We start from the raw sequence: 20,727 nt of genomic DNA on the forward strand, positions 1-20,727 counted from the left end.
TCAAATGCTCCCCCGTGCTCGTATGAGTTCCGGCCCTACAAACCATATTTTGACAAAAACAGGATGCACCCGATTGGATGTTGGGCGGTGGGGTTTCCTTATCGGTTTTCCTTAAAGGACGAGAGCCATTCCCGAACTTGAGCGGCGGCAATATCACGAGCGCCTAAACCAAAGGCAAGGGCGATTGCCACGGCAATAGCACCTAAGAGCAGCCCAAAGGCTAAGTTAACAATGTCACTGGCAATACCCATTTGTTGCAGTGCCATCGCTGAGACCAAGGTGATAATAGCAATCCGAGCAGTTTGTCCCAGGATTCTGGATTGACGAGAGCCAGAACTGGTAATCAAATTAAAGGCTAGATTCGCAAGCCACAGGCCAATGGCAAATACGACTAACCCCGCCAGAATCCGACCCGCAATCACCAGAATGCCCGTCACAATTAAGGTCAAGGCTTCAAACTGCAAGACGTTTGTTGCGGCAACGGTGGCAAACAATAGGATGCCGACTAAGACGATAATTCCTACTAGCTCTGATGGTGTTCGAGTGGGAGTTGTTGAAGGCTGTAGTACAGTCTCAGAGCTAGTTCTCGGTGTACCGGGCAACCCATATTCATCGGCTGGAACAACGGGTGTAGTACGGGTAACGCGGGCTGTTGGGATACCTAGCCACTGAAACACATTGTTGAAGCCAATGCTGGTGAGGATATTGGTCACCAAATCGCTGAGAAATTGCCCAATGACATAAGCAATACCTAGAATCAACGCGGCGGTAAAGATTTTAGGAATCGCGTTGAGAATCTGGTTTAACATGGCGATCGCAGGCAGTGAAATCGCCTCAATCTGTAGCCTCTGGAGAGCTGCAATCGCTGTCGGAATCAAAATTAGGACGTAGACAACCGTTCCAACCAGCCAGGAAAGAGACTGACTTCCCGTTGTTGCCTGGAGTCCAAACCGACGCCCTAATTGGTCAGCGCCGGCTGCCGATAGTAAGTTTGTGACGATGCGCCGCACCACTTGTGCAATAAACCAACCCACGGCGGCGATCGCGATCGCTCCCAAAATATTGGGTACAATTCCCAGAATTTGGTTCAGCATCAGCTGCAAGGGTTGTAAGGTCGTTCCCTGCAAACCGAGGCTGTCTAAAATTAAGGGGAGAAACAGGAGAAAAATGAACCAGTACAGGGCATTCCCAATGGTTTCCGAAAGCGAAAATTGGTTGGTTGGGGGAGGGGACGTTTCTCCTGAAGCTTCTGGTGGTCTAACTTGCTGACCTAAACGCTGATCTAAATGAAATAATCGCAGCGCCCGCGTTGTTACCATCTTGACTAATGTCGCCACTAGCCAAGCTACCCCTAAAAAGATCAATGCTCCTAAGAGCTTGGGTAAAAAGATCAGAATTTGGCTAAGAAAGTTATTCAGGGGTTGAGAAACGACTTCTAGCCGTAGTTGCTGTAGAACACCAACGACAGTGAAGATCATGATGATCCAAAACACCGCGCTGGAGATCCACTTCTCAATGGGAGGAGCCTCTGCACCCTCCTGCCGACCCGTGATCCAGTCCGCTATTTTGTTGTCCAAACGGGTACGATTGAGTACCCCCCTGGTGATAGACGAAGCAATCAGGGCGATGATAATCCCAACCACTAGGATCGCGAGTGCACCTAACAACGTAGGCACGAAGACCCAGATACTTTGCCACAGTCCCTCAACATAGGTTGCCCCCGTCTGGAATACTCCCGGTTGATCCGGTACCTGTGCCAAAACGGAATGTACCTGGAGCGGCACATCCACTCTCATGGTTTGGACTATACCTTTCCATATTTCATTCATAGTCTTCCTTACTAACGCTATTCTCAAATTTCATAAACCAGCAACAGGGTTATTGTGACCACAGTGCTGAACGTGATTGATGCTATTTATCCTCTCAATCAATAGAGTCTGTTGGTTAAATAGAGATGCAGAGAACTAAAGATTAACAGCCTGAGAAATTCAGGGGCAATTTAAAACCTAGAGTCGCGGCTTTACCTCTATCCTTATGGATAATTAAGCCACAAAAATGCAAGATTTACTGGTTTTTCAGGCTTAAACTTTCTTTGCTTGCCAGTAGAGCCATATTACCCGTCCTCGATCAGCTCTGGAACCTTTCCATGTCAAAGTCAAACGCTCAAGTTTTTGAACAGTCCATCCAAATCAAAGCCAGCGCGACAGTTGTAGAGCGCTGTATTACTGACCAGACTCTGATGCACCGCTGGCTCAACCCAATTCTACGCTGTAAACCGGTGGGAGAGTGGAGTACAGCAGTCGGAAGTCGCAGCCGTTTTGTGATCCAAATTCCTTTGTTGCAACCAACCTTAAATAGTGTGGTAGTAGCACGAGAACCGGGTTTAGTGGTTTGGGAATTCCAGGGATTTTTTCAAGGGCGCGATCGCTGGGAGTGCCAACCCAATGACAAGGGCACACGTCTACTCAACCGCTTTGAGTTTGGAATTTCCAACCCAGTCATTAGCTGGGGCTTTAACACCTTTGCCGCTACTTGGACAAAAGGTGATATGCAAGCCCAATTGAGACGCCTCAAACGAGTTGCCGAAGAGATATATCGCCGTGAAAAATGAACAAAAACAATGAGCGAAAATTTTAAATTCCCTTATATGATTGCTCTCTCCACAAAGCGCTCAATTCATTTCCCCCTGTAGTCCCCCTTGAATTCGGGGGACGGTGATAGCCGGGGGTTCATAAAGTGCAACTTTAGAGAGAATGGGTATTAAAGACCTCGGTTTAGTTGCTCCAATAACCGACGAATTCCAGGAGCATCTTCCGCATTAGGGAGCATAGCTAAATAAATTTCTAAATCCTGGGCGGCTTGAGGCTCATATCCCAATTGGTAGTAAATCAGGCCGCGATCGCGAATTTCTGTGGGAGCATCAGGAAATAACAGCAAAATGCATTCAACGGCTGTCTTCGCTTTCGGCAAGTCGCTGCGATTGAGGTAAATAAATTTGAGATTCCTCAACATCCGTACCAAGATCTGTCTAGAACTAACCGAGGTGATGAAACTGGATTCCATCGGCACAGGACGCCCGTAGATTTGTGCCAGTCGTTCCTCACAATCTTGTGGAAATAAAATCTCACCTCGATTGAAAGCATCGACAAAAATTCCTGCTCCCTCAAAGCTTGGACGAATTAAAAAATGCCCTGGCATATTAATACCAACCATGGGGAAATTTAGGCGTCGGGCTACTTCCAGGTAGAGGAGGGAGAGGGTAATTGGAATACCAGTTCTGCGGTCAATCACCTCATTTAGGAAGCTATTGCGCGGGTCGTAGTAATCACTCGTATTGCCGATGTAACCTAAGTCATCGTAGAAGTATTGATTCAAGCTCTGGATCATCCGTAGAGGATAGCGTTCGGCGGGTAAGCGTTCCTCGACCTCATCTGCCATAACATCGAGAGCATTAAGATATTCGTCGATGTCCAGGTCTGGATATTCTTCTTGGGCAATATAAAGTGCTGCTTTTGCCAGGTCAATTTGGTCATCTGGCTGATTGATTTCCCTGTAGAAGTTATCCATGATACCGTCATTGATGCGAGTCACGGTCTAGTGTACAGGGGTCAATCCACAAAGCCTATCTATAGGAAGTAGGGATTATTAAAATCCCAATATTTCTCCAAGCGCTTGTACCAAACTTAGATAAAAATTCCCTTCCAACTGGCGAAACAATACAAATGATGTTCCCGGCGTACCAAAGAATGGTCGCAATGTCCAGGCTAACTGAGTGCCAACAAAGGCATACAGCACCAACCAAAACCGTAAAATACTCATGCGGGTTTCCATGCCGTCAGTGTCCTCTTTTGTCATCGACTGCATTCCTTGATAAAGGAATTGGATACCCATAAATCCGGTAACGGTGAAGATTGCCACATTTAACAGGATAAAAAACTGATAATTTCGTGTGGAAATGAGGAAAAATAGAACAATAGGTGCAAAGCTAAATAGTAAAACGCTAATTACAGAGACAGCCGCAAGGAGCATGGCAAAATGCTGTCCAGCCGTCTTACTTGAACCAAATAGAACGTTGAAAAAGTATAAAGTTGGGAAGCAAATTAGTAACGTAATTAAATAGAGAGCTGGAAGTTTGACGGCTGAAGATATCGCCTGCTCCCAACTATGGAATGAACCAATAATGGCACCAGAGATCGCAAAAAAGATTGAACTACAGATGAGCAGTGCTGTACTCTTACTCTTGAGTTTGATACCATCTCGAATTTCATCGAGAAATGAGGTGCGATCGCGTAATAACCCGATTAAGACTGTAAAGTATCTCGTTGCCTGGAATTGATTTTGCATCATCTTCTAATCCGAGAAGAGTATATCCAGTTTTAGCAAGAATTTTGCGAAAGCGCTCGTTTGAACTCTGCCGCCGATTGAAAATAAATTTCAGGATTATCAACTAACGCTTAGTCAATTAACTCCGGAAAGGAATTCGATGCATTAAGCCAGAAGCTATCTAGCAAGCTGTGCGGAGGGCTTTTGGTTCGAGTACCATCTCCTTGAGAAGGGTTCTGAGTATGTTACTTTTTGTAACTAAACGCAGAAATTTCAGATTCTTGACTGAGTAACAAACAGAGTCCCAAGTACATTCGTCTGACCAAACCCAGGCAAGTTATATGAACTGGTTCGTTCACTTTGTCTAGCCTAGTATGACCCTTCTAAGGGTGAAATATGCCTTAACGTAATCCGGTAACCAAAAATTTCTTTTTGATGTTGCCAGGATACACCTTAGGACTTTCCCCTGGTTGAAGAGTTGAAGAGAGCATCTACTAATCGTGCTGTAGTTGACTTATCTAACCCAGATGTATCATAACTATGCTCCTCAACAAACCAATCCGCCACTGGCTGAGTGTCCTGGCGGGTACTGCAATTATCTTGCTCAATCTGAATTCTACAGGTCTAGCCCTGCCTCGCGAACAGCTTGAAGAAATTGCGCGTCAGTCCACTGCTCGAATTTATGGACGCGAGGGAACATTCATCGGTGTTGAAACCGCAGGCTCTGTAGTCTTAATTGCTAGGGATGGTAATACCTACTATGGGCTGACAAATGCCCATGTTGTCCGAGAGAGAGGGGACTATTTTACCTTGGTCACCCTTGATGGTCAGGAACACCGCGTAGATCCGAAGCAGACCAAACTATTGCCCAACGTTGATTTGGCGGTAGTACGCTTCAGTAGCGATCGCAACTATCCCCTGATCCAACTTGGCGATTCTGATTCTCTCCAGATTGGTCAGACTATTTATCTTACGGGCTGGCTAGGGGGAATCATGCGCTACTTTAATGAGGGAAAGCTGATAGACCGCACTAACCAACTCACTCAAGAACGGTTCGGTCTAGCTTATAGCAATGTGAGTGATAAAGGCATGAGTGGAGGCTCGCTGCTAGATGAGGAAGGACATCTCATTGGCATTCATAGCGCTCGCGGCACAGTAACCCGCAACTCTGAGCCGAATGGTTCTATCACTGTCGGACTGGGCGTTCCTATCAATACCCTGATTCAGTTGGCTCCCCAAGCTGGCTTAGACCCTGCTTTAATTACTACCCTCAATTCTGCCTCCCGTCCAACTCATTGAACTTATTTCCCTCGCCAAAATCCGATGATGAACAACTTAAGAGTCTCTAATTTAGGTATCAATCGCTGGACATGGAAATATTTCTTCGTTTTGACGCTCACTTTCACCCTAGCTGGGACAAACAAAGCCAGCAGCTTTGACCAAAGCGATTTAGAACGCTTGCGGCAAACTAACTCTTGCCAAAAGTGCAACCTCAAGGGAGTTAATTTAGCCGATGCTGCTCTGATGGGGGCTAATCTTGAAGGAGCCAATTTACAAGGAGCCAATTTACAAGGAGCCAATCTGGAAAATGCCAACCTCAAGAAAGCTAACCTGAAACATGTTTCCAAGCCGACAATACTAGCGTTTGCAAATCTGAAAAATGCCGATCTGAGCGAGACTAAACTCAGCGGTGCTGTATTGTATAAAGCCAATCTAGATGGCGCTAACTTAAGCCATGCCGACCTCAGCGTGGTTTTGGTGACGTTGCTCAACACCCTGTCAATTCACTGTACCGATTTGAGGGGGGCTAATTTGTCGGAAGCAAATCTCAGCCATGCCAACTTGAGGATTGAGATGCCTGTCGCCGATCGATGGATTGCTCATGGAGGCGCTCCCCTAAGAACAGAAAATATTTGTAATCCTGCACTTTTGGGCGCTAATTTTAGCCGTGCCAATCTGAAGGATGCTGAGCTTGGGGGGGTCAAACTGAACCAGATTGTCCTGTGCAAAACGACGATGCCAGATGGCAATGTATCCAACTCTAACTGTCCATCTGACCTCAAAAATTCTCTGAAGACTTCTAGTGGAAACTTATTCTTTTTTCCCAAGCATTTGCATTAGAACTAGACTCCTAACGCTGGCAACCAACTCGGATGCAGTAACACCAAAACCCCCCAAACCAAAAAAGCCACCCCAACCACAGGCACAATATCACGCCCTCGGTTCCACGTCCGCTCTAATGTCATCACCACAGTGAGCACAATCATCCAGCTAAAATGCCCAACCCCGACCGCAAACATCACCAGCATCAGCGCCCAACAACAGCCCAAACAGTACAAACCATGACGAATCCCTAAATTCCAAGCCGCTTGTAAGCCTCGCTGATAATGATGGGTGAGAAAACTAAAGGGATGGCGACAAGCATTTAAACACTGTTCCTTCAGGGAACTGAACTGAAACCCTCCCGCTAGCACCAAGGTTGAACCCGCCATCATCCAAGGATGGTGATCCAGCCATAGCCAGTGATGCGCCAGCTTATGTAACCCCATATCTCCGGCAACCGCGAGGACGGCAAACCCCGTCCAAATGGATGCATAAGCCGCTAAAAATGTCAAGAGTGCCAACTGAGGTTGAGATTGTCCGCGACTGGCTTTGGCAAATAAGCGCACCATGGGCAGCGTACTCGGCAACATCATGGCGGCTGTCATCACCTGCCAAACAGCTACAAAGAGAAGCAGCTTGAGCAGTAGGGGTAAAGAATTGTGTTCAATCAGAGCATTGTAATGGAGCCAGTGTTCTTGTCCTGAGAGGACGGCAAGAAAAGTTAGCACCCAAGCTAGGAAGACAACCGCCCACAGGATTAATAAATTATGGTTCAGGGCGTTATTTAGAGCTAGGAGTATTGATGATTGTTCTGCACCCGCAGGTTTTTCCAAAGCCCTATCCTTTATTCTTCAAACCGGAATAAGCCTTGGATCGCATTACGACCGTTGTACTCCCAAGTCATGTCAAATTCAGGTAAATTTACCCGATGGACGGGTGCTTTTGCAATATAGGCTGGGGAACCGGGAATGGTGCTGAAGATGCTATCAACTATCTTTGTTGGCTGTCCATCTGGCCCCCGATAGGGTTCCATTTCACTTTCCAAAACATCACCAATTTTGATGGTGCCTTTCCCTTGGTGAATGTTGTACTCGATGGGGGCAACTCGCACATCCAGTACATCGCTGATTAACTTGGCTACATCTGCGATCGCGCCCCCAAGTTCCCCATTAAACACCTTTAACAACGCTTGTTGCTGTTCTGGCGTTCCTTTGGCATCCACATAAGTTACAGCACGCCAATTCCCAGCAAAGACATTTCCAGGAATATAGACAATTTTCAGTAGAGTTAAACCAGAAACATCGATTCCCTGAACTTCCCCCCGTTCAACGTGGTAGGCGACAAAGCTGTCACAATAACCACCATCTGGATCATCTCCAATCCAGCAGGGACAGGGCGCACTGCAAGAGCAGGCTTCCAGAATTTGTCCTTCCAAGCTGTAAGTTGTAGCTGCGGTTGCCATAGGGGCTACTCCTGGGTAAGACACACCCGTAAGGTCGATTCCTCCGAACAACCCTATGGGTTTTGGTATAGAAATTATACGCGATTGCGATTTTCAGATGAGGCACCCTGAGCGATAGCTCACCCCGAAGGGATGAAAAGTCTTAATTTCATACAGAGGGATGCATCTACACCTGGCGTAAACATGGGTGTCGATTCAGAGGAAGATGGAAGATGTCACCTTCACAGATGACTCGATAACCATGGCGTGAAGCGAAGCTATGCCCGAAGAACTTATCGCACTCAATTCTGACTGCATTAACCATCTAGACTTATCGCCAGCCCAAACGGTGATTGAAAAACTGCTCAATGACGGAGCGATCGCTGCTTATGAACAGCAGTTGCGCTTTGATATCGACTATCCCCGCGATCCGACCGATCCGCGAGAACTCTCAGAAATTCCCGAAGTGCGGCTGTGGTTTATTCGCTTAGATGCCTGCTATCCCTGGATGCCGTTTTTGTTGGATTGGAAAGCGGGTGAACTCGCCCGTTACGTTGCCATGCTGGTGCCGCACCAATTTAACCGCACAGAAGGCATTCAGTACAATCCTGAAGCCTTAGAAATTTTCGTGATGCAAAAAATCTTTGTCCTCACTAACTGGCTAAAACAACAAGGGATTCCCGGTCAATCGCGAGCGCAGTCGATGGCTAAACTATTGGGTTATGAACTCGATAGTGCCTTTTTTGACCTCATTGATTAATTAATCGGTAGGGGCAGGTCTTATGCCTGCCCAAACCCTAAGCAGAACACCCACTAGCCACGCCAGAGTTGTTTTAGCACGTCTTCCGGTTTGATATCCGCAATCTGCTTCGTTGGGGATTGAATGCTCATGCAGTTTTCACTTTGGGGTAGCCGCTTTTTCGCCTCTGTTGGGCCAAATAAAGCGATTGTATAGGTGCCGACGGCTACAGCTACATGCATGGGCGCACTATCGGTACAGATGATTAAATTAGCCCCAGCAATCATGGCTGCTAATTTACCGATATCCGCAGGTGAAGTGATTTTCAAATCGGGAAAGGATTGCAGCATGGTAGCTGACATTTGGGCATCCTCAGACCCTCTCAGCATCACAATCGGCAGGTTCGGTTGTTTTTGTTGAATATCTGCGAGAATCTGTCGCCATTTCTCAACAGGGTAGACTTGCTCCGTGCCTTTCTCTTGAGCCAGTTGGGTTGAACTGTTATCAATGAGAATGTAGCCACTTTCGGCAATTCCCAGACGTTGCTGTTCGCGTTCCGCCCATTCAATATCGGGTTTGGGAACACTCAGGGTTAGGTCTGGACAGGGGGTGTTGATTCCCAACGCCTGTAGCATGTCGTGGTAGATGTCAGCCGTATACTGCTCGGTTTTTAGGGGGACAGTATCGGTAAGAAACCACTTTCCAGCATTGGCTTCGTAGCCAATACGGGTGGGAATCCCAGACATCCACAGCAACAGTCCGATGGAAGCCCGCTGTGCGAGTGAGAGGGCTACATCATACTCGCGATCGCGAATAATCCCCAACAAGTTACCGAAATCCGCCAGACCGTTACGGTCTTTAAAATCAAACGTCAAAACTTCATCAACAGACCCCGAAACCCGATACGCCCCCTTTGCTCGTGGTTCCACAATGACATCAATCTCGGCTGTGGGGTAGTAAGCTCGAAGGTCATCGAGGGTCGGAAAAAATAGAACTTGGTCGCCAATTCCCCCAGGGACAAGGGCTAATATTCTCATCTCAATTGATTGAGCTTATTGATCAGCTTAATTTTAAGGGAGTGGATACCTAAAAGAGGAAGATCGTGCATTTATTAATTCCAGCAGCAGGGATGGGTCGGCGGATGGGGAGCGATCGCAATAAGCTTCTATTGACCCTGATGGGTAAACCCATATTAGCTTGGACTCTCCTAGCCGCAGAGGCGGCAGATGATGTTACCTCGATTGGTATTATAGGACAACCCGCTGACCAGTCTGACTTTCAGCAAATTCTGGGGGAGCTTTCCCTCTCAAAACCTGTGCAGTTAATTCAGGGAGGAGACACTCGCCAGGAATCAGTCTATAACGGCTTGCAGGCGTTACCAGCCGACGCACAACGGGTATTGATTCATGATGGCGCTAGATGCTTAGCCACCCCCCAACTCCTGAATCGGTGTGCCGCCGTGCTGCTAGATTGTCCCGGTTTAATTGCGGCTGTACCCGTGAAGGACACGATTAAAGTCGTCGATCCAACAGGCGTGATTCAAGATACACCCGATCGCAAGAACTTGTGGGCAGCCCAGACCCCTCAGGGATTCGATGTGCAGTTGCTCAAACAGTGTCATGACAAAGGGCGTACTTTGGGATGGGAAGTTACGGATGATGCGGCTTTGTTTGAACGCTGTGGGTTGCCCGTGCGAATTGTGGAAGGCGAGGAGACGAATTTGAAGGTGACGACACCGGTGGATTTAGCGATCGCGGAATTTATCCTCCGCCAGCGATTAGGATTGTAATGTTCGAGGAGAGACAACAATGCTGAAAAAAATACAGTATTTCTGGCAATTAAGTTATCAAAGAAGTCCTCAAAAAAATTTAGAAGCATTACGCAATAAATTCAATTCCAAACTGCATCAAAGCCATCAAGAATTGGGTGATAATCAGCGGATTTATCAAGCCAATGCGGTCATTCCTGATTTATGGAATCAAGCCTCTTATCAAGAATTTATTGCCCACCAACTTCAAATTCATCATCAACCCATTGTATTGCTGGGTAAGTTAGAAGAAATTAATCTTTTAGGCGCTATTTTGTTCAAGAAAAACCTTCAGGTCAATACTTTAGAATGGGATTGGCAAGATCCGATCAATCTCAATGGCTTTCCAGAATATTCACTGCTTGTTATTTGCCATATTCCCGTGAGTGAATATCAGTGGAACGCTATTCAGGAACTAAAACAGAGATATCTCAATCGATTGACCACTATTTATGAGTTGGTTTTACCGTTTACTTTGCTCCCCGTGGCTCAATCCTCCCTCGATTATTACGTGAAAAATTTAGGAGAGATTACCTCTTACTATCTAGGAGAAACTTATTTTAGACCGATTGATCAGTTAAATGATGTCTTCCCTTTAGCCGAAAAAAGTGTGATCGAATTCGGTCCTTTAGAGGGATGCCTGACAGCCGGACTCGTAAAATTAGGTGTTAAGAGTTTAACTTGTATAGAAGCTAGAGCGGAAAATGCCATCAAAACATTAGTTGCTTGCTCCGCATTTGGCTGGAAGAATGTCGAGTTGGTAATGGATGATTTTCATAACGTCAATCATCTCAAGTACGGAACTTACGATTTAGTTTTTGCTCATGGCGTATACTACCACAGCTTAGCTCCTTTTCTGTTCTTGGAAAATTTATGTTCTTTGTCTGAAAATATTTTCATCGGCGGCTTTTGTGCAACAGATGAGCTGCCTGAAGGAGATTACGAACTACTAGAGTACAGTGGCGAGAAATATCGGACGAAAATGCATAAAGAAGTAGATTATTTTACATCGGGCGTTAACCCAATTGGTTACTTTTTTCATAAAGATGATTTGATGAAATTTTTTCAGGAGCGGAACTATGAGGTAATTGTGATTTCTGATGAAGATGCGGAAATTGCGGCGGGCAATTACTTACGATTTTTGGCTTGTAAAAAATGAACCTTTTCTTCAGTCATCTTAAATGATGAAAGCGATCGCCTTGTGATTTGTTCCTTTACCCGTAAAAAATCTCATGAAAATTCACCAACGCCACCCTTGGCCTCTCACTGTTGAAGAAGCGATCGCCATCCAAAACCAACTGCAACCGGAGGTGATTACCGAAGATCAGTTGGGAGAGGTGCAATATGTTGCGGGGGTGGATGTTGGCTTTGAAAATGACTATGCTATTTCACGGGCGGCGGTGGCGGTGTTAAGTTTTCCTGACTTGCAACTGGTGGAACAGGCGATCGCACGACGTCCCACAACCTTTCCCTATGTTCCGGGGTTTCTTTCCTTTCGAGAAGTTCCGGTTGTGATTGATGCTCTAGAACAAGTCAGCACGATACCCGATTTAATCTTGTGTGATGGTCAGGGGATTGCTCATCCCCGCCGCTTTGGTCTTGCCTGTCATTTGGGGGTACTGACCAATATGCCCACGATTGGGGTGGCTAAGTCGTTGTTGATTGGTAAACATGAGGAGTTGCCCGTGGAGAAAGGGAGTTGGCAACCGTTGCGGTATAAGGGAGGGATTGTTGGGGCAGTTTTGCGATCGCGCACGGGTGTTAGGCCGCTTTATGTTTCTCCGGGTCATCGAATTAGTTTAGACACGGCGATTGATTATACGTTGCGCTGTATTACTAAATATCGATTGCCGGAGACAACGCGTTGGGCCGATAAACTGGCATCAAACAGAATTTAAAGCAAACCCTACTTATACCTAGTTGCGCTCGGAAATCAACTGCAATAGGTGCGGGATAAATCCCTCTGCCTCACCTAGCTTGAGAAGTTTTTATCCTTCATCTTTTAAAGATGCCCCTGTGATTCAGCAAATTTACGCAAGTAGGGCAGACACTGGCGCTGATAAAAACTGCTCAATGTCGAAACTGGCAGGTTGAATTCTGCGGCGAGATTTTTCCAGCTCGCTTCTGGGGGCAAGCGTCGCAGGATTAAGACTTGGCAAGTCACCTCTGGATGATTGGCGATGTGGATACGGCGTAATTCACCCTCTGAATCGGTTTTAGCCCAGCTTCTTATCTCTTCAAGTAGTGGAGGAACGTCAGGATTAGCTGGAATATTTTCTATAGGGTCAACATTTTGATTGATTTCGCCTGAATCCAACTGCCCCAGTGGTGTTGAAACTCTTGTAAGTGTCTCCTTTTGATTGTTTATGTAGCAATCGCGGAGCCGTTGTTTCAGGTAGAAATTCAGCCAGGTGAGGACACTGCCACGATTGGGGTCGTAGGGTTTACCCGTGTTTCCTTCGCAGATATTATGGCAAAAATACAGCCATGTCTGTTGCAAAGCGTCTTGATAGTAAGGTGTATTTTCTTTCCAAAGCTTGTTAGCGGCTAATCGAATAATTTTAGTTAAGTTTTTCTGACGCTGGGGGCTTCCGGCGGGATGTTGACAAGCTTGTGCAACCAGATAGGGTAATTGTTCCTCCGAAGACCTTTCGGGATTGCCCTCCCAAATAGAAGGTTTCCTGGTAATGCAGCTCTTTAGTTTCATTTGTCTTCTTGTTTGAATAACCCTAATGCTATTGATGGATTAGTCAGTGCCTGCGATCGCTCCTCACCATTCCAACTGGCCTAATAGCGATTATCTATACTGTTTATGAGCGCATTAGGCTGATTATATGAAGCGATCGCTGTTTCTTATTTCCAATTGCACTTCATTAGCTTTCCTTATAAACCAAGTCGCCTTCTAGCTTCGTCACTATTGCTCATAATTGCCCGTTCTTGTGCAAGGGTGCTACCATTTGCCAGTCTCGATACTAAGCCATCAACTGCACCAGCTTCAGGTTCTCGTCCAAGAATGGTTCTATAGAGATTCGCAAGGTTATTTCTTGACTCCTCACTATTGGCCATAACTTGACGTTCTCGTGCAAGGGTGCTGCCATTTGCCAATCTACTTGCTACTCCCTCGGCTGCGCCAGGTTCAGGGTCTCGTCCAAGAATAGTTCTGTAAAGATTAACCCCCTGCTGTTGAAGCTCCTGGTTTGTCCTGATTGGTCTACCATAGGCTGAATCAGGAACATCATCAGAACCATTTTTCGGTGTTTGTTGTTCCGGTCCAATCAAAGGACAGTTACGATTAAAAGGATCGAGGCGATCGCCAAGATCGCAACCTGCATAAGCTTTAGGAGTAGGCAGCGAGATAACCGTAAAGCCACTAGCTAAGATTGCTGCAACGGTATAACTAAAGCGTTTGATATTCATAGCTGTATTGTTCCTAAAATTTGTAAATACTGTCGCAAGGAATTGCTCAATATCATGTGTTTCTAGTCATCGCCCTCTACTATTGCAGAGAAACAGAAAGCGATCGCACAACCCATTCCTGCTGACATAACAGCCAATGCAAGTTGGCTTTAAGTAAAGCTTTTAAGAGTAAAGTGAGCAATGCCCACGCTACCTAGCTTGAGAGATTTTTATCTTTACCCTTTGAAGATACCCTTGTGATAAAGACTTTCGGCAGTCTGCTGCAACGGGATTGTTAGACGGTGGTATGTTCAATCACTACACTTCATTAGTTTTCTTATAATCCACGCCGCCTTTTAGCCTCCTCACTATTAGCTATAATTTCACGTTCTTGTGCAAGGGTGCTGCCATTTGCCAGTCTCGATACTAACCCATCAACTGCACCAGCTTCAGGTTCTCGTCCAAGAATAGTTCTATAGAGATTAGCAAGGTTATTTCTTGACTCCTCACTATTAGCCATAATTTGACGTTCTCGTGCAAGCGTGCTGTTATTTGCCAATCTACTTACTATTCCCTCGGCTGCACCAGGTTCAGGGTCTCGTCCAAGAATAGTTCTATAGAGATTTACAGCGTTGTTTCTTGACTCCTCACTATTAGCCATAACTTGACGTTCTCGTGCAAGCGTGCTGCCATTTGCCAATCTACTTGCTAATCCCTCGGCAGCACCAGGTTCAGGGTCTCGTCCAAGAATAGTTCTGTAAAGATCAACCCCCTGCTGCCGGAGATCCTGCTTTACTTCCACCACATACTCATCTACTTTTCTGAGGTATCGCTTCTGGCGATCTTGCGCTTCCTCGTGACTAGCGTACTGCGCTGCAATCACTGCATCCGACATTATTTTTGCTCTTGCATAGCAGTTTTTGATCGCGTTTGTTCTAGACATTCCAGCACTAGCTACTTCTATTACAAAAGTTTTAGGATCTGGCGGTAGTTGAGTTGCTCTATCTCGGCAAACCTCAGCAAGCCCCACAGCAAATGTGGCGTTACAATTTTCTGGTCTGGTTCCAAGCGTGTAGTAACAGCGATCATGGTTATTACAAACTTCTTTAAAGCTAAAGTTGTAACCAAGGCTGGCAAAATTGTCGTATTCACCCGGACGAGTTTTTGGAAGGCTACAGCCATTAGGTCTCTTGGCATACGGATAAAGAGGGAGCGATTCATTACCCTCGATACTATCAAACGTGCCCTGACCGCTATCTAAAAAATCATTCCAACAAGGTAAGGGAATACCATCTTTGACTCCACAGTCCTGTGCATTTGCTAACTGCGGAAATAGTAGAATCCTACTGGAAATAGTTAGAGAATTGACAACAGTCGATATAGTAACTAGAACAGCAATTTGGCTTAATGAGAGGTACTTCATAATATCCTTTCTGTTTTTTCCCGATCGTCTCGAAAGTATTTTTCGCGCACTTCAAGCTGATAACGACAGAGTGAGGCAAGTAATGTTCAAGATATCAGTCTCGCTCCAGACAACCAAAGAGCGATTGCGATTTTTCACTATCGCTAACAAGTTGTGAGTTCCAGATTATTGTTTATTATTAAATACTCAATAATTACCTCAATTGTTCTCTTATAAAGGTTGGCACAGAACTTCACATAACTGATTTAAACTCTCCCTTCTTTGTTCAATCAATATTTTGCCAAGTCCTTCTAAGTACTCAATATTAGCTGGACTTGCATTATCCATATGATCGTGGCCATCATCAGCACTTAATGGTACTTGGAAGCGATAGTAGTTTCTGCGATCTCCCTTAGTAGTCATTAATTGATTAAACTGATAAGCAACAGACTCACTCTGTCCATCAAAGACAATATTAAGTAGGGGAAGTGCCCATTTAAGTTGCCCCCAATTTTTAGCCTCTTGATATTTGTACTTCCTTGTTAACGAGCCAGTACCCAAAGAGACAACAAGTGTGTCATCTCGTTGTAGTTCCTGTCCAGTCTTTCTCTTGTAAGAAATCATTGTCTCCATCAGCGCTAACGAAGTAGGATTATTTGCAAAAATTCCACCATCTACTAAGGCATAGTAATCTTCGGAAGTCCGATGAACTGTTTTAAGCTTATAAGGAGGGAAGAAGGTTGGTGCGGCAGAGGTTGCCATTGCTGCGTTAACCATTGTGAATCCTCTACATATCTTGCGACTATCTAACCCCTCCGTTTCCTCTGCGTCATAGTTGCTTGTGAAAAAAACAGGTGTTCGTAATTCGATATCATAACTTGTAATAAAGACTTCTCGTAAAGCATTTTCAATACGAGCTTCACCTAAAAGGTTCGTCAAAATTTCTTGCTTGCCTATCGGACTAAACTTCGGCTGTAATAAATCATCTATAGGAGTTGGAATATATTCACTGAAAATTTTCTTTCCGTACTTGCGATAAAAATCTATAAGTTCAGCCGCAGTATATTCTGCCTCATAATTACTACTAGAATCTGAATTGCGTTTTGTCAATCCTAAGGCGATAATTCCTCCAGTTGAAGTACCAGAAATCATGTGAAACATTGTTTCTATTCGATTCCTCGTTTTTTCTTCAATATAGTTAAGAATCATAGCAGGGATTATTCCTCGAATCCCACCACCATCAATTGAAAGAATTCTTCTTTTAAAGGTATTAGCGACCATAATCTTCCCCTTTCCAATTCTTTACAAACTAAATTCAAATGTGTGAGATAAATGACTTCAATCCACCCTGATTCAGTAATAACCCGGACATTGCTATTGCGTCTGTGAGAAAAGGTTATAAATAGTTAGTATTTTGGCTGCGTCGTTATACTAAAAATTAGGGGAACAGCCCATTACCCCTCTAGTTCGGGCGCTTCTACAGCCCAACCCAAGGGGGGGATAGTCCAGAAACTCCGATTTGCTCTAGCAGATTGGAAATGTTAAGATTTGTGAATAGATGACAGTTGACGAAGCCCTCCTTTTTTTAGACTCCGTTCTTCAACCAGAGCATCTCAACGATGTTCAAGAACTAGTGTTTCGGCAGACTTGGGAAGGGCGCTCTTATCCAGAGATTGCTAAAAATGCTGGTTATGAGGCGGAGTACATCAAGTTTGTTGGCTTCCAGTTGTGGCAACTACTGAGTCGGGTATTTGGAGAAAAGGTCACTAAGAGTAATGTTCAATCAGTCCTGCGGCGAAAGGCACGACAGGTGCCAGTCGTCGTAGTCCCATCAAACAGTAAGCCTACTAATGACAGTAGAAATACTCAAACCTATGCAAGTGACGCTACTACTCACTCGATCGCTGCTGAAGGAGCGACTGCCAATAGGTGTCAAGATTGGGGAGAAGCGATCGATGTCTCTGATTTCTATGGACGTGCCGAAGAACTAGCCAAGTTAGAGCAGTGGATTGTGCGCGATCGCTGCCGCTTAGTGATGGTATTCGGTATGGGCGGCATTGGCAAAACTGCGATTTCCGTCAAGATAGCAGAACGCATTCAGGAGCATTTTGATTATGTCATCTGGCGAAGTCTGCGAAACGCTCCACCCATACTCGACCTTCTAGCAAATCTGATTCAATTCCTATCCCAGCAAAAGGAAGCTGTTTTTCCGGATACAGTAGACGGTAGAATCTCGCAACTACTTGGATATTTACGAGCTTCTCGCTGTCTTGTGGTTCTCGATAATGCCGAATCAATTTTGCGTGACAGCGATTGCAAGGGTGGCTATCGAGAAGGATATGAGGGTTATGGTCAACTCCTCAGATGTCTGGCAGAAACACCCCATAAAAGTACTCTCGTCTTAACCAGCCGGGAAAAACCAAAAGAACTAACAACACAGGAAGGTAAAACCTTACCTGTTCGCTCATTACAACTGCCTGGTTTGTCCTCAGTAGTAGGACAGAAAATTTTTCAGGTCAAGGGTGATTTTTCTGGGTCAGAATCCGAATGGAATGTTCTGATCGAACACTATGCGGGAAATCCCTTGGCATTAAAAATGGTAGCTTCAGTCATTCGGGATTTATTTGATAGTAGTGTTTCTAAATTCTTAGAATTATTAACCCAAGGTACGTTAGTCTTTGATGATATTCGTAATCTATTAGACAGGCAGTTTAATCGCCTATCTGATTTAGAAAAAGAGCTAATGTACTGGCTTGCTATCAATCGAGAGCCAGTTTCTTTCTTAGGATTGCATAAAGATTTAGTAAGAGAACTCTCACCAACTGAACTCTTAGAGGCTTTTGCTTCTCTTGCGAGGCGAGCGCTTATTGAAAAAAACTCAGACGGCTTCACCCAACAACCTGTTGTCATGGAATACATGACACAACAGTTAATCGAACAGATATGCCAAGAGATAATTACTACTAAGCTTGACCTTTTAAAGAGCCATGCCTTGCTAAAAGCCCAAGCAAAAGACTATGTGAGGGATACTCAATCTCGCCTCATCCTCAGCCCCATTGCTAAGCGACTGCTCTCCAGTTTTGAAAGCCAGCGATCGCTAGAAAATCAGCTCAATCTCATTCTTGCATCCCTGCGAGGAAAGCCAGCACGAGAAACCGGATATGCGGCTGGTAATGTTATTAATCTCCTGCGGCATATACAGACCGATTTAAGTGGCTGGGATTTTTCTAATTTAACAGTTTGGCAAGCTTATTTACAAGATGTAAATTTACATCAAATAAACTTTGCTGGTGCTGATTTAGCTACGTCTGTTTTTGCTGAGAACTTTGGTAGTGGCTTGTCAGTTGCTATTAGTCCAAATGGAAAGCTGCTAGCAATGGGCGGTACAAATGGTGAGATTCACTTATGGCAACTCCCAGAAACTCAGCTATTAATAACTAACAAAGGACACACTAGTTTAGTGTTTTCTGTGGTCTTCAGCCCAGATAGCCGAATGCTCGCCAGTGGTAGTGCAGACGGTACTGTGAAGTTATGGGATTGCAGCACTGGACAATGTCTTAACGTGTTGCCAGGACATATCGGCAATGCATGGTCAGTTGCTTTCAGCCCAGATGGTCATAGCCTAGCAAGTGGCAGTGGTGACGGAACTTTACGCTGTTGGGATTTGAACACTGGACAATGCTTAAAGATGTGGCAAGCACACTTAGGTCAAGTGTGGTCAGTTGCGTTCAGTCCTCAAGGTCGGACTTTAGCCAGTAGCGGTGCTGACAATACGATGAAGCTATGGGATGTCAGTACAGGACAATGCCTAAAAACATTCCAGAGTGATAACAACCAAGTTCAGTCAGTTGCCTTCAGCCCCGATGGCAAAATACTAGCTAGTGGCGGTAATGATTGCTTGGTACGTTGCTGGGATATCAATACAGGTGAGTGTTTCCGCGTCTGCCAAGCACACACAGAACGAGTGTTGTCAATAGCCTTTAGTCCTGACGGCAAAACCTTAGCTAGTTCTAGTGAAGACTCGACAGTGAGATTGTGGGACGTTTTATCAGGCCAGTGTCTCAAAACACTGCAAGCACACACCAACCGGGTTTCATCGGTTGCTTTTAGTCCTGATGGCAAAACTGTAGCGAGTTGTAGTGAAGACTATACACTCAGACTGTGGGATGCTAACACAGGTCAATGTCTGAAAACTGTGTACGGGCAAACCAGCCCAGTATACTCAGTCGCTTTATCTCCTCAAGGTGAGACGTTTGCCAGTGGCGATCGCACACTCAGGTTGTGGAATGCCAAAACGGGGCAGTGTCTTAAAAGCTTACGGGAACTTAGTCCTCGGATTGTGTCCATTGCCTATAGCCCGGATGGTCATATCATAGCAACTAGCTGTTATGACACGAGCGTCAAGTTATGGGATGCTACGACAGGACAGTGCCTGAAAACTTTGCAAGGTCATACGGCTTGGAGCTGGGGAGTTGCTATAAGTCCTGATGGTAAAACGTTGGCAAGTAGCAGTGGCGACTATACTGTAAAGCTTTGGAATATCAAAACAGGGCAGTGCCTCAAAACTTGCAGCGAACACCAGGGTTGGGTGTTTAGAGTTGCGTTTAGTCCTTTTGATAATATCCTGGCTTCTGCCAGTGCTGATAGTACCGTAAAGTTATGGGATAGCACTACAGGGGAACTTTTGAGAACGTGTACCGGACATGAAAGTTGGGTTTGGTCAGTTGCGTTTAGTCCTTCTGATAATATCCTGGCTTCTGGTAGTGCTGACAATACCGTGAAGTTTTGGGATGTCACTACGGGACAATGCCTGAAAACTTTGCAGGGACACGACAGCATGGTGGTCTCAGTGATGTTTAGCTCTGATGGTAGACACTTGGCAAGTGGCAGTCACGATCGAACAGTGAGGTTGTGGGATGTTAGTACTGGTGAATGCCTAAAAGTTCTCCAGGGACACGACAATTGGGTTTGGTCAGTTGCCTTCAGTCTAGATGGTCAAACAATAGCCACTGCCAGCCAAGATGAGACGATTAAGCTTTGGGATGCAAAGACAGGTGATTGCCTAAAAACACTGCCAGTCCCCAAACCCTACGAAGGCATGAACATTACAGGTGTCACGGGTTTAACGGATGCCCAGAAAGCGACGCTGAAAGCACTGGGGGCAGTGAATGATTGAGATAGGCCAGCAAGGGCAAAAAGACTTGCACATAGTTTCAGGAGGAATGGCCTGAAGGGGTGATTCATTAAGCCTTCAGTGATCTCATCCCGGTCTATTAGACCTCTTGCAAAAGTCGAATTGACCCCCCTCAGTCCCCCCGAAACGGGGGGAGGAAATCTTACTCCCTCTCCGTTTCGGGGAGGGTTGGGGAGGGGTTCTTTGTATTTTTGTAACAGGTCTATTCTAGGGAATCCATATTACGTTCCATTCCATACCATGGTCAACTCGTGCTTAGCTAGCCAGAATCATAATGGGAATTCTACAGTTATCAGTTGGAGTTCTTATTAGAAGGTTCAAA

General features: G+C 45.4%; 18 protein-coding genes. 8 read left to right on the forward strand and 10 right to left on the reverse strand.

Annotation, left to right across the window (positions count from 1 at the left end; all coding sequences use genetic code 11):
* Positions 1 to 98: 98 nt before the first annotated feature.
* Positions 99 to 1,829 (reverse strand): mechanosensitive ion channel, encoded by a 1,731-nt coding sequence (locus tag MIC7113_RS02360; protein ID WP_015180574.1) that lies wholly within the window; start codon positions 1,827 to 1,829, stop codon positions 99 to 101.
* A 317-nt stretch (positions 1,830 to 2,146) separates the two neighbouring features.
* Here MIC7113_RS02360 and MIC7113_RS02365 point away from each other — a divergent pair, with 317 nt between their 5' ends.
* Entirely contained in the window at positions 2,147 to 2,611 is a 465-nt protein-coding gene (locus tag MIC7113_RS02365) for an SRPBCC family protein (RefSeq protein ID WP_015180575.1), read from the forward strand.
* Positions 2,612 to 2,760: 149 nt separating this feature from the next.
* Here MIC7113_RS02365 and MIC7113_RS02370 read toward each other — a convergent pair whose 3' ends face one another.
* Entirely contained in the window at positions 2,761 to 3,567 is an 807-nt protein-coding gene (locus tag MIC7113_RS02370) for a SirB1 family protein (protein ID WP_015180576.1), read from the reverse strand.
* Positions 3,568 to 3,645: 78 nt separating this feature from the next.
* Complete coding sequence (locus tag MIC7113_RS02375; RefSeq protein ID WP_015180577.1) at positions 3,646 to 4,347, reverse strand: hypothetical protein; 702 nt, start codon at positions 4,345 to 4,347, stop codon at positions 3,646 to 3,648.
* A 516-nt stretch (positions 4,348 to 4,863) separates the two neighbouring features.
* Here MIC7113_RS02375 and MIC7113_RS02380 point away from each other — a divergent pair.
* Together MIC7113_RS02380 and MIC7113_RS02385 are read left to right on the forward strand one after the other, a co-directional pair.
* Positions 4,864 to 5,622: a S1 family peptidase gene (locus MIC7113_RS02380; protein WP_015180578.1), complete on the forward strand. Its 759-nt coding sequence runs from the start codon at positions 4,864 to 4,866 to the stop codon at positions 5,620 to 5,622.
* A gap of 24 nt (positions 5,623 to 5,646) precedes the next feature.
* Positions 5,647 to 6,444, forward strand: coding sequence for a pentapeptide repeat-containing protein (locus MIC7113_RS02385; protein WP_015180579.1), 798 nt, complete (start codon positions 5,647 to 5,649; stop codon positions 6,442 to 6,444).
* A 2-nt stretch (positions 6,445 to 6,446) separates the two neighbouring features.
* On the opposite strand, the gene MIC7113_RS02390 is transcribed toward MIC7113_RS02385, so the two are convergent.
* Positions 6,447 to 7,259, reverse strand: a complete 813-nt coding sequence (locus MIC7113_RS02390; protein ID WP_015180580.1) for a DUF2182 domain-containing protein — start codon at positions 7,257 to 7,259, stop codon at positions 6,447 to 6,449.
* 11 nt (positions 7,260 to 7,270) lie between these two features.
* Entirely contained in the window at positions 7,271 to 7,888 is a 618-nt protein-coding gene (locus tag MIC7113_RS02395) for a DUF1326 domain-containing protein (RefSeq protein WP_015180581.1), read from the reverse strand.
* Between the two features lie 259 nt (positions 7,889 to 8,147).
* On the opposite strand from MIC7113_RS02395, the gene MIC7113_RS02400 reads away from it, so the two are divergent.
* Complete coding sequence (locus tag MIC7113_RS02400; protein ID WP_015180582.1) at positions 8,148 to 8,627, forward strand: CRR6 family NdhI maturation factor; 480 nt, start codon at positions 8,148 to 8,150, stop codon at positions 8,625 to 8,627.
* Positions 8,628 to 8,680: 53 nt separating this feature from the next.
* Here MIC7113_RS02400 and MIC7113_RS02405 read toward each other — a convergent pair whose 3' ends face one another.
* Positions 8,681 to 9,643: a glycosyltransferase family 9 protein gene (locus MIC7113_RS02405; RefSeq protein WP_015180583.1), complete on the reverse strand. Its 963-nt coding sequence runs from the start codon at positions 9,641 to 9,643 to the stop codon at positions 8,681 to 8,683.
* 65 nt (positions 9,644 to 9,708) lie between these two features.
* On the opposite strand from MIC7113_RS02405, the gene ispD reads away from it, so the two are divergent.
* The 3 genes from ispD to nfi all read left to right on the forward strand — a co-directional run bounded on the left by ispD (position 9,709) and on the right by nfi (position 12,311).
* Positions 9,709 to 10,395 carry a 2-C-methyl-D-erythritol 4-phosphate cytidylyltransferase gene (gene ispD / locus MIC7113_RS02410; protein WP_015180584.1) on the forward strand — a complete coding sequence of 229 codons (687 nt, stop codon included), beginning with the start codon at positions 9,709 to 9,711 and terminating at the stop codon, positions 10,393 to 10,395.
* A 19-nt stretch (positions 10,396 to 10,414) separates the two neighbouring features.
* Positions 10,415 to 11,572 (forward strand): class I SAM-dependent methyltransferase, encoded by a 1,158-nt coding sequence (locus MIC7113_RS02415; protein WP_015180585.1) that lies wholly within the window; start codon positions 10,415 to 10,417, stop codon positions 11,570 to 11,572.
* Positions 11,573 to 11,645: 73 nt separating this feature from the next.
* Positions 11,646 to 12,311: a deoxyribonuclease V gene (nfi, locus tag MIC7113_RS02420; RefSeq protein ID WP_015180586.1), complete on the forward strand. Its 666-nt coding sequence runs from the start codon at positions 11,646 to 11,648 to the stop codon at positions 12,309 to 12,311.
* 104 nt (positions 12,312 to 12,415) lie between these two features.
* Here the strand turns inward: nfi and MIC7113_RS02425 are convergent, their stop codons facing one another.
* From MIC7113_RS02425 to MIC7113_RS02440, 4 genes are all read right to left on the reverse strand, one after another.
* On the reverse strand, positions 12,416 to 13,120 hold the full coding sequence (locus tag MIC7113_RS02425) for a hypothetical protein (RefSeq protein WP_015180587.1): 705 nt from the start codon (positions 13,118 to 13,120) through the stop codon (positions 12,416 to 12,418).
* 176 nt (positions 13,121 to 13,296) lie between these two features.
* On the reverse strand, positions 13,297 to 13,830 hold the full coding sequence (locus MIC7113_RS02430; RefSeq protein WP_015180588.1) for a hypothetical protein: 534 nt from the start codon (positions 13,828 to 13,830) through the stop codon (positions 13,297 to 13,299).
* Positions 13,831 to 14,146: 316 nt separating this feature from the next.
* Positions 14,147 to 15,232: a Group XII secretory phospholipase A2 precursor (PLA2G12) gene (locus tag MIC7113_RS02435; RefSeq protein ID WP_015180589.1), complete on the reverse strand. Its 1,086-nt coding sequence runs from the start codon at positions 15,230 to 15,232 to the stop codon at positions 14,147 to 14,149.
* A 210-nt stretch (positions 15,233 to 15,442) separates the two neighbouring features.
* Positions 15,443 to 16,492 carry a patatin-like phospholipase family protein gene (locus MIC7113_RS02440; RefSeq protein WP_015180590.1) on the reverse strand — a complete coding sequence of 350 codons (1,050 nt, stop codon included), beginning with the start codon at positions 16,490 to 16,492 and terminating at the stop codon, positions 15,443 to 15,445.
* A gap of 277 nt (positions 16,493 to 16,769) precedes the next feature.
* Between MIC7113_RS02440 and MIC7113_RS02445 the strand changes: the two genes are divergently transcribed.
* Positions 16,770 to 20,387 carry a WD40 repeat domain-containing protein gene (locus tag MIC7113_RS02445; protein ID WP_015180591.1) on the forward strand — a complete coding sequence of 1,206 codons (3,618 nt, stop codon included), beginning with the start codon at positions 16,770 to 16,772 and terminating at the stop codon, positions 20,385 to 20,387.
* Positions 20,388 to 20,727 lie beyond the last annotated feature (340 nt).

The organism is Allocoleopsis franciscana PCC 7113 (assembly GCF_000317515.1).
In the GTDB taxonomy this organism is placed as follows: domain Bacteria; phylum Cyanobacteriota; class Cyanobacteriia; order Cyanobacteriales; family Coleofasciculaceae; genus Allocoleopsis; species Allocoleopsis franciscana.

Coding starts and splice junctions, on each gene's coding strand:
- MIC7113_RS02435 (WP_015180589.1), bottom strand. CDS start 15,232: ATGAAGTACCTCTCATTAAGCCAAATTGCTGTTCTAGTTACTATATCG.
- MIC7113_RS02365 (WP_015180575.1), top strand. CDS start 2,147: ATGTCAAAGTCAAACGCTCAAGTTTTTGAACAGTCCATCCAAATCAAA.
- MIC7113_RS02440 (WP_015180590.1), bottom strand. CDS start 16,492: ATGGTCGCTAATACCTTTAAAAGAAGAATTCTTTCAATTGATGGTGGT.
- MIC7113_RS02375 (WP_015180577.1), bottom strand. CDS start 4,347: ATGATGCAAAATCAATTCCAGGCAACGAGATACTTTACAGTCTTAATC.
- MIC7113_RS02395 (WP_015180581.1), bottom strand. CDS start 7,888: ATGGCAACCGCAGCTACAACTTACAGCTTGGAAGGACAAATTCTGGAA.
- MIC7113_RS02400 (WP_015180582.1), top strand. CDS start 8,148: ATGCCCGAAGAACTTATCGCACTCAATTCTGACTGCATTAACCATCTA.
- MIC7113_RS02415 (WP_015180585.1), top strand. CDS start 10,415: ATGCTGAAAAAAATACAGTATTTCTGGCAATTAAGTTATCAAAGAAGT.
- MIC7113_RS02425 (WP_015180587.1), bottom strand. CDS start 13,120: ATGAAACTAAAGAGCTGCATTACCAGGAAACCTTCTATTTGGGAGGGC.
- MIC7113_RS02380 (WP_015180578.1), top strand. CDS start 4,864: ATGCTCCTCAACAAACCAATCCGCCACTGGCTGAGTGTCCTGGCGGGT.
- MIC7113_RS02405 (WP_015180583.1), bottom strand. CDS start 9,643: ATGAGAATATTAGCCCTTGTCCCTGGGGGAATTGGCGACCAAGTTCTA.
- MIC7113_RS02445 (WP_015180591.1), top strand. CDS start 16,770: ATGACAGTTGACGAAGCCCTCCTTTTTTTAGACTCCGTTCTTCAACCA.
- MIC7113_RS02430 (WP_015180588.1), bottom strand. CDS start 13,830: ATGAATATCAAACGCTTTAGTTATACCGTTGCAGCAATCTTAGCTAGT.
- MIC7113_RS02360 (WP_015180574.1), bottom strand. CDS start 1,829: ATGAATGAAATATGGAAAGGTATAGTCCAAACCATGAGAGTGGATGTG.
- MIC7113_RS02385 (WP_015180579.1), top strand. CDS start 5,647: ATGATGAACAACTTAAGAGTCTCTAATTTAGGTATCAATCGCTGGACA.
- nfi (WP_015180586.1), top strand. CDS start 11,646: ATGAAAATTCACCAACGCCACCCTTGGCCTCTCACTGTTGAAGAAGCG.
- MIC7113_RS02370 (WP_015180576.1), bottom strand. CDS start 3,567: ATGGATAACTTCTACAGGGAAATCAATCAGCCAGATGACCAAATTGAC.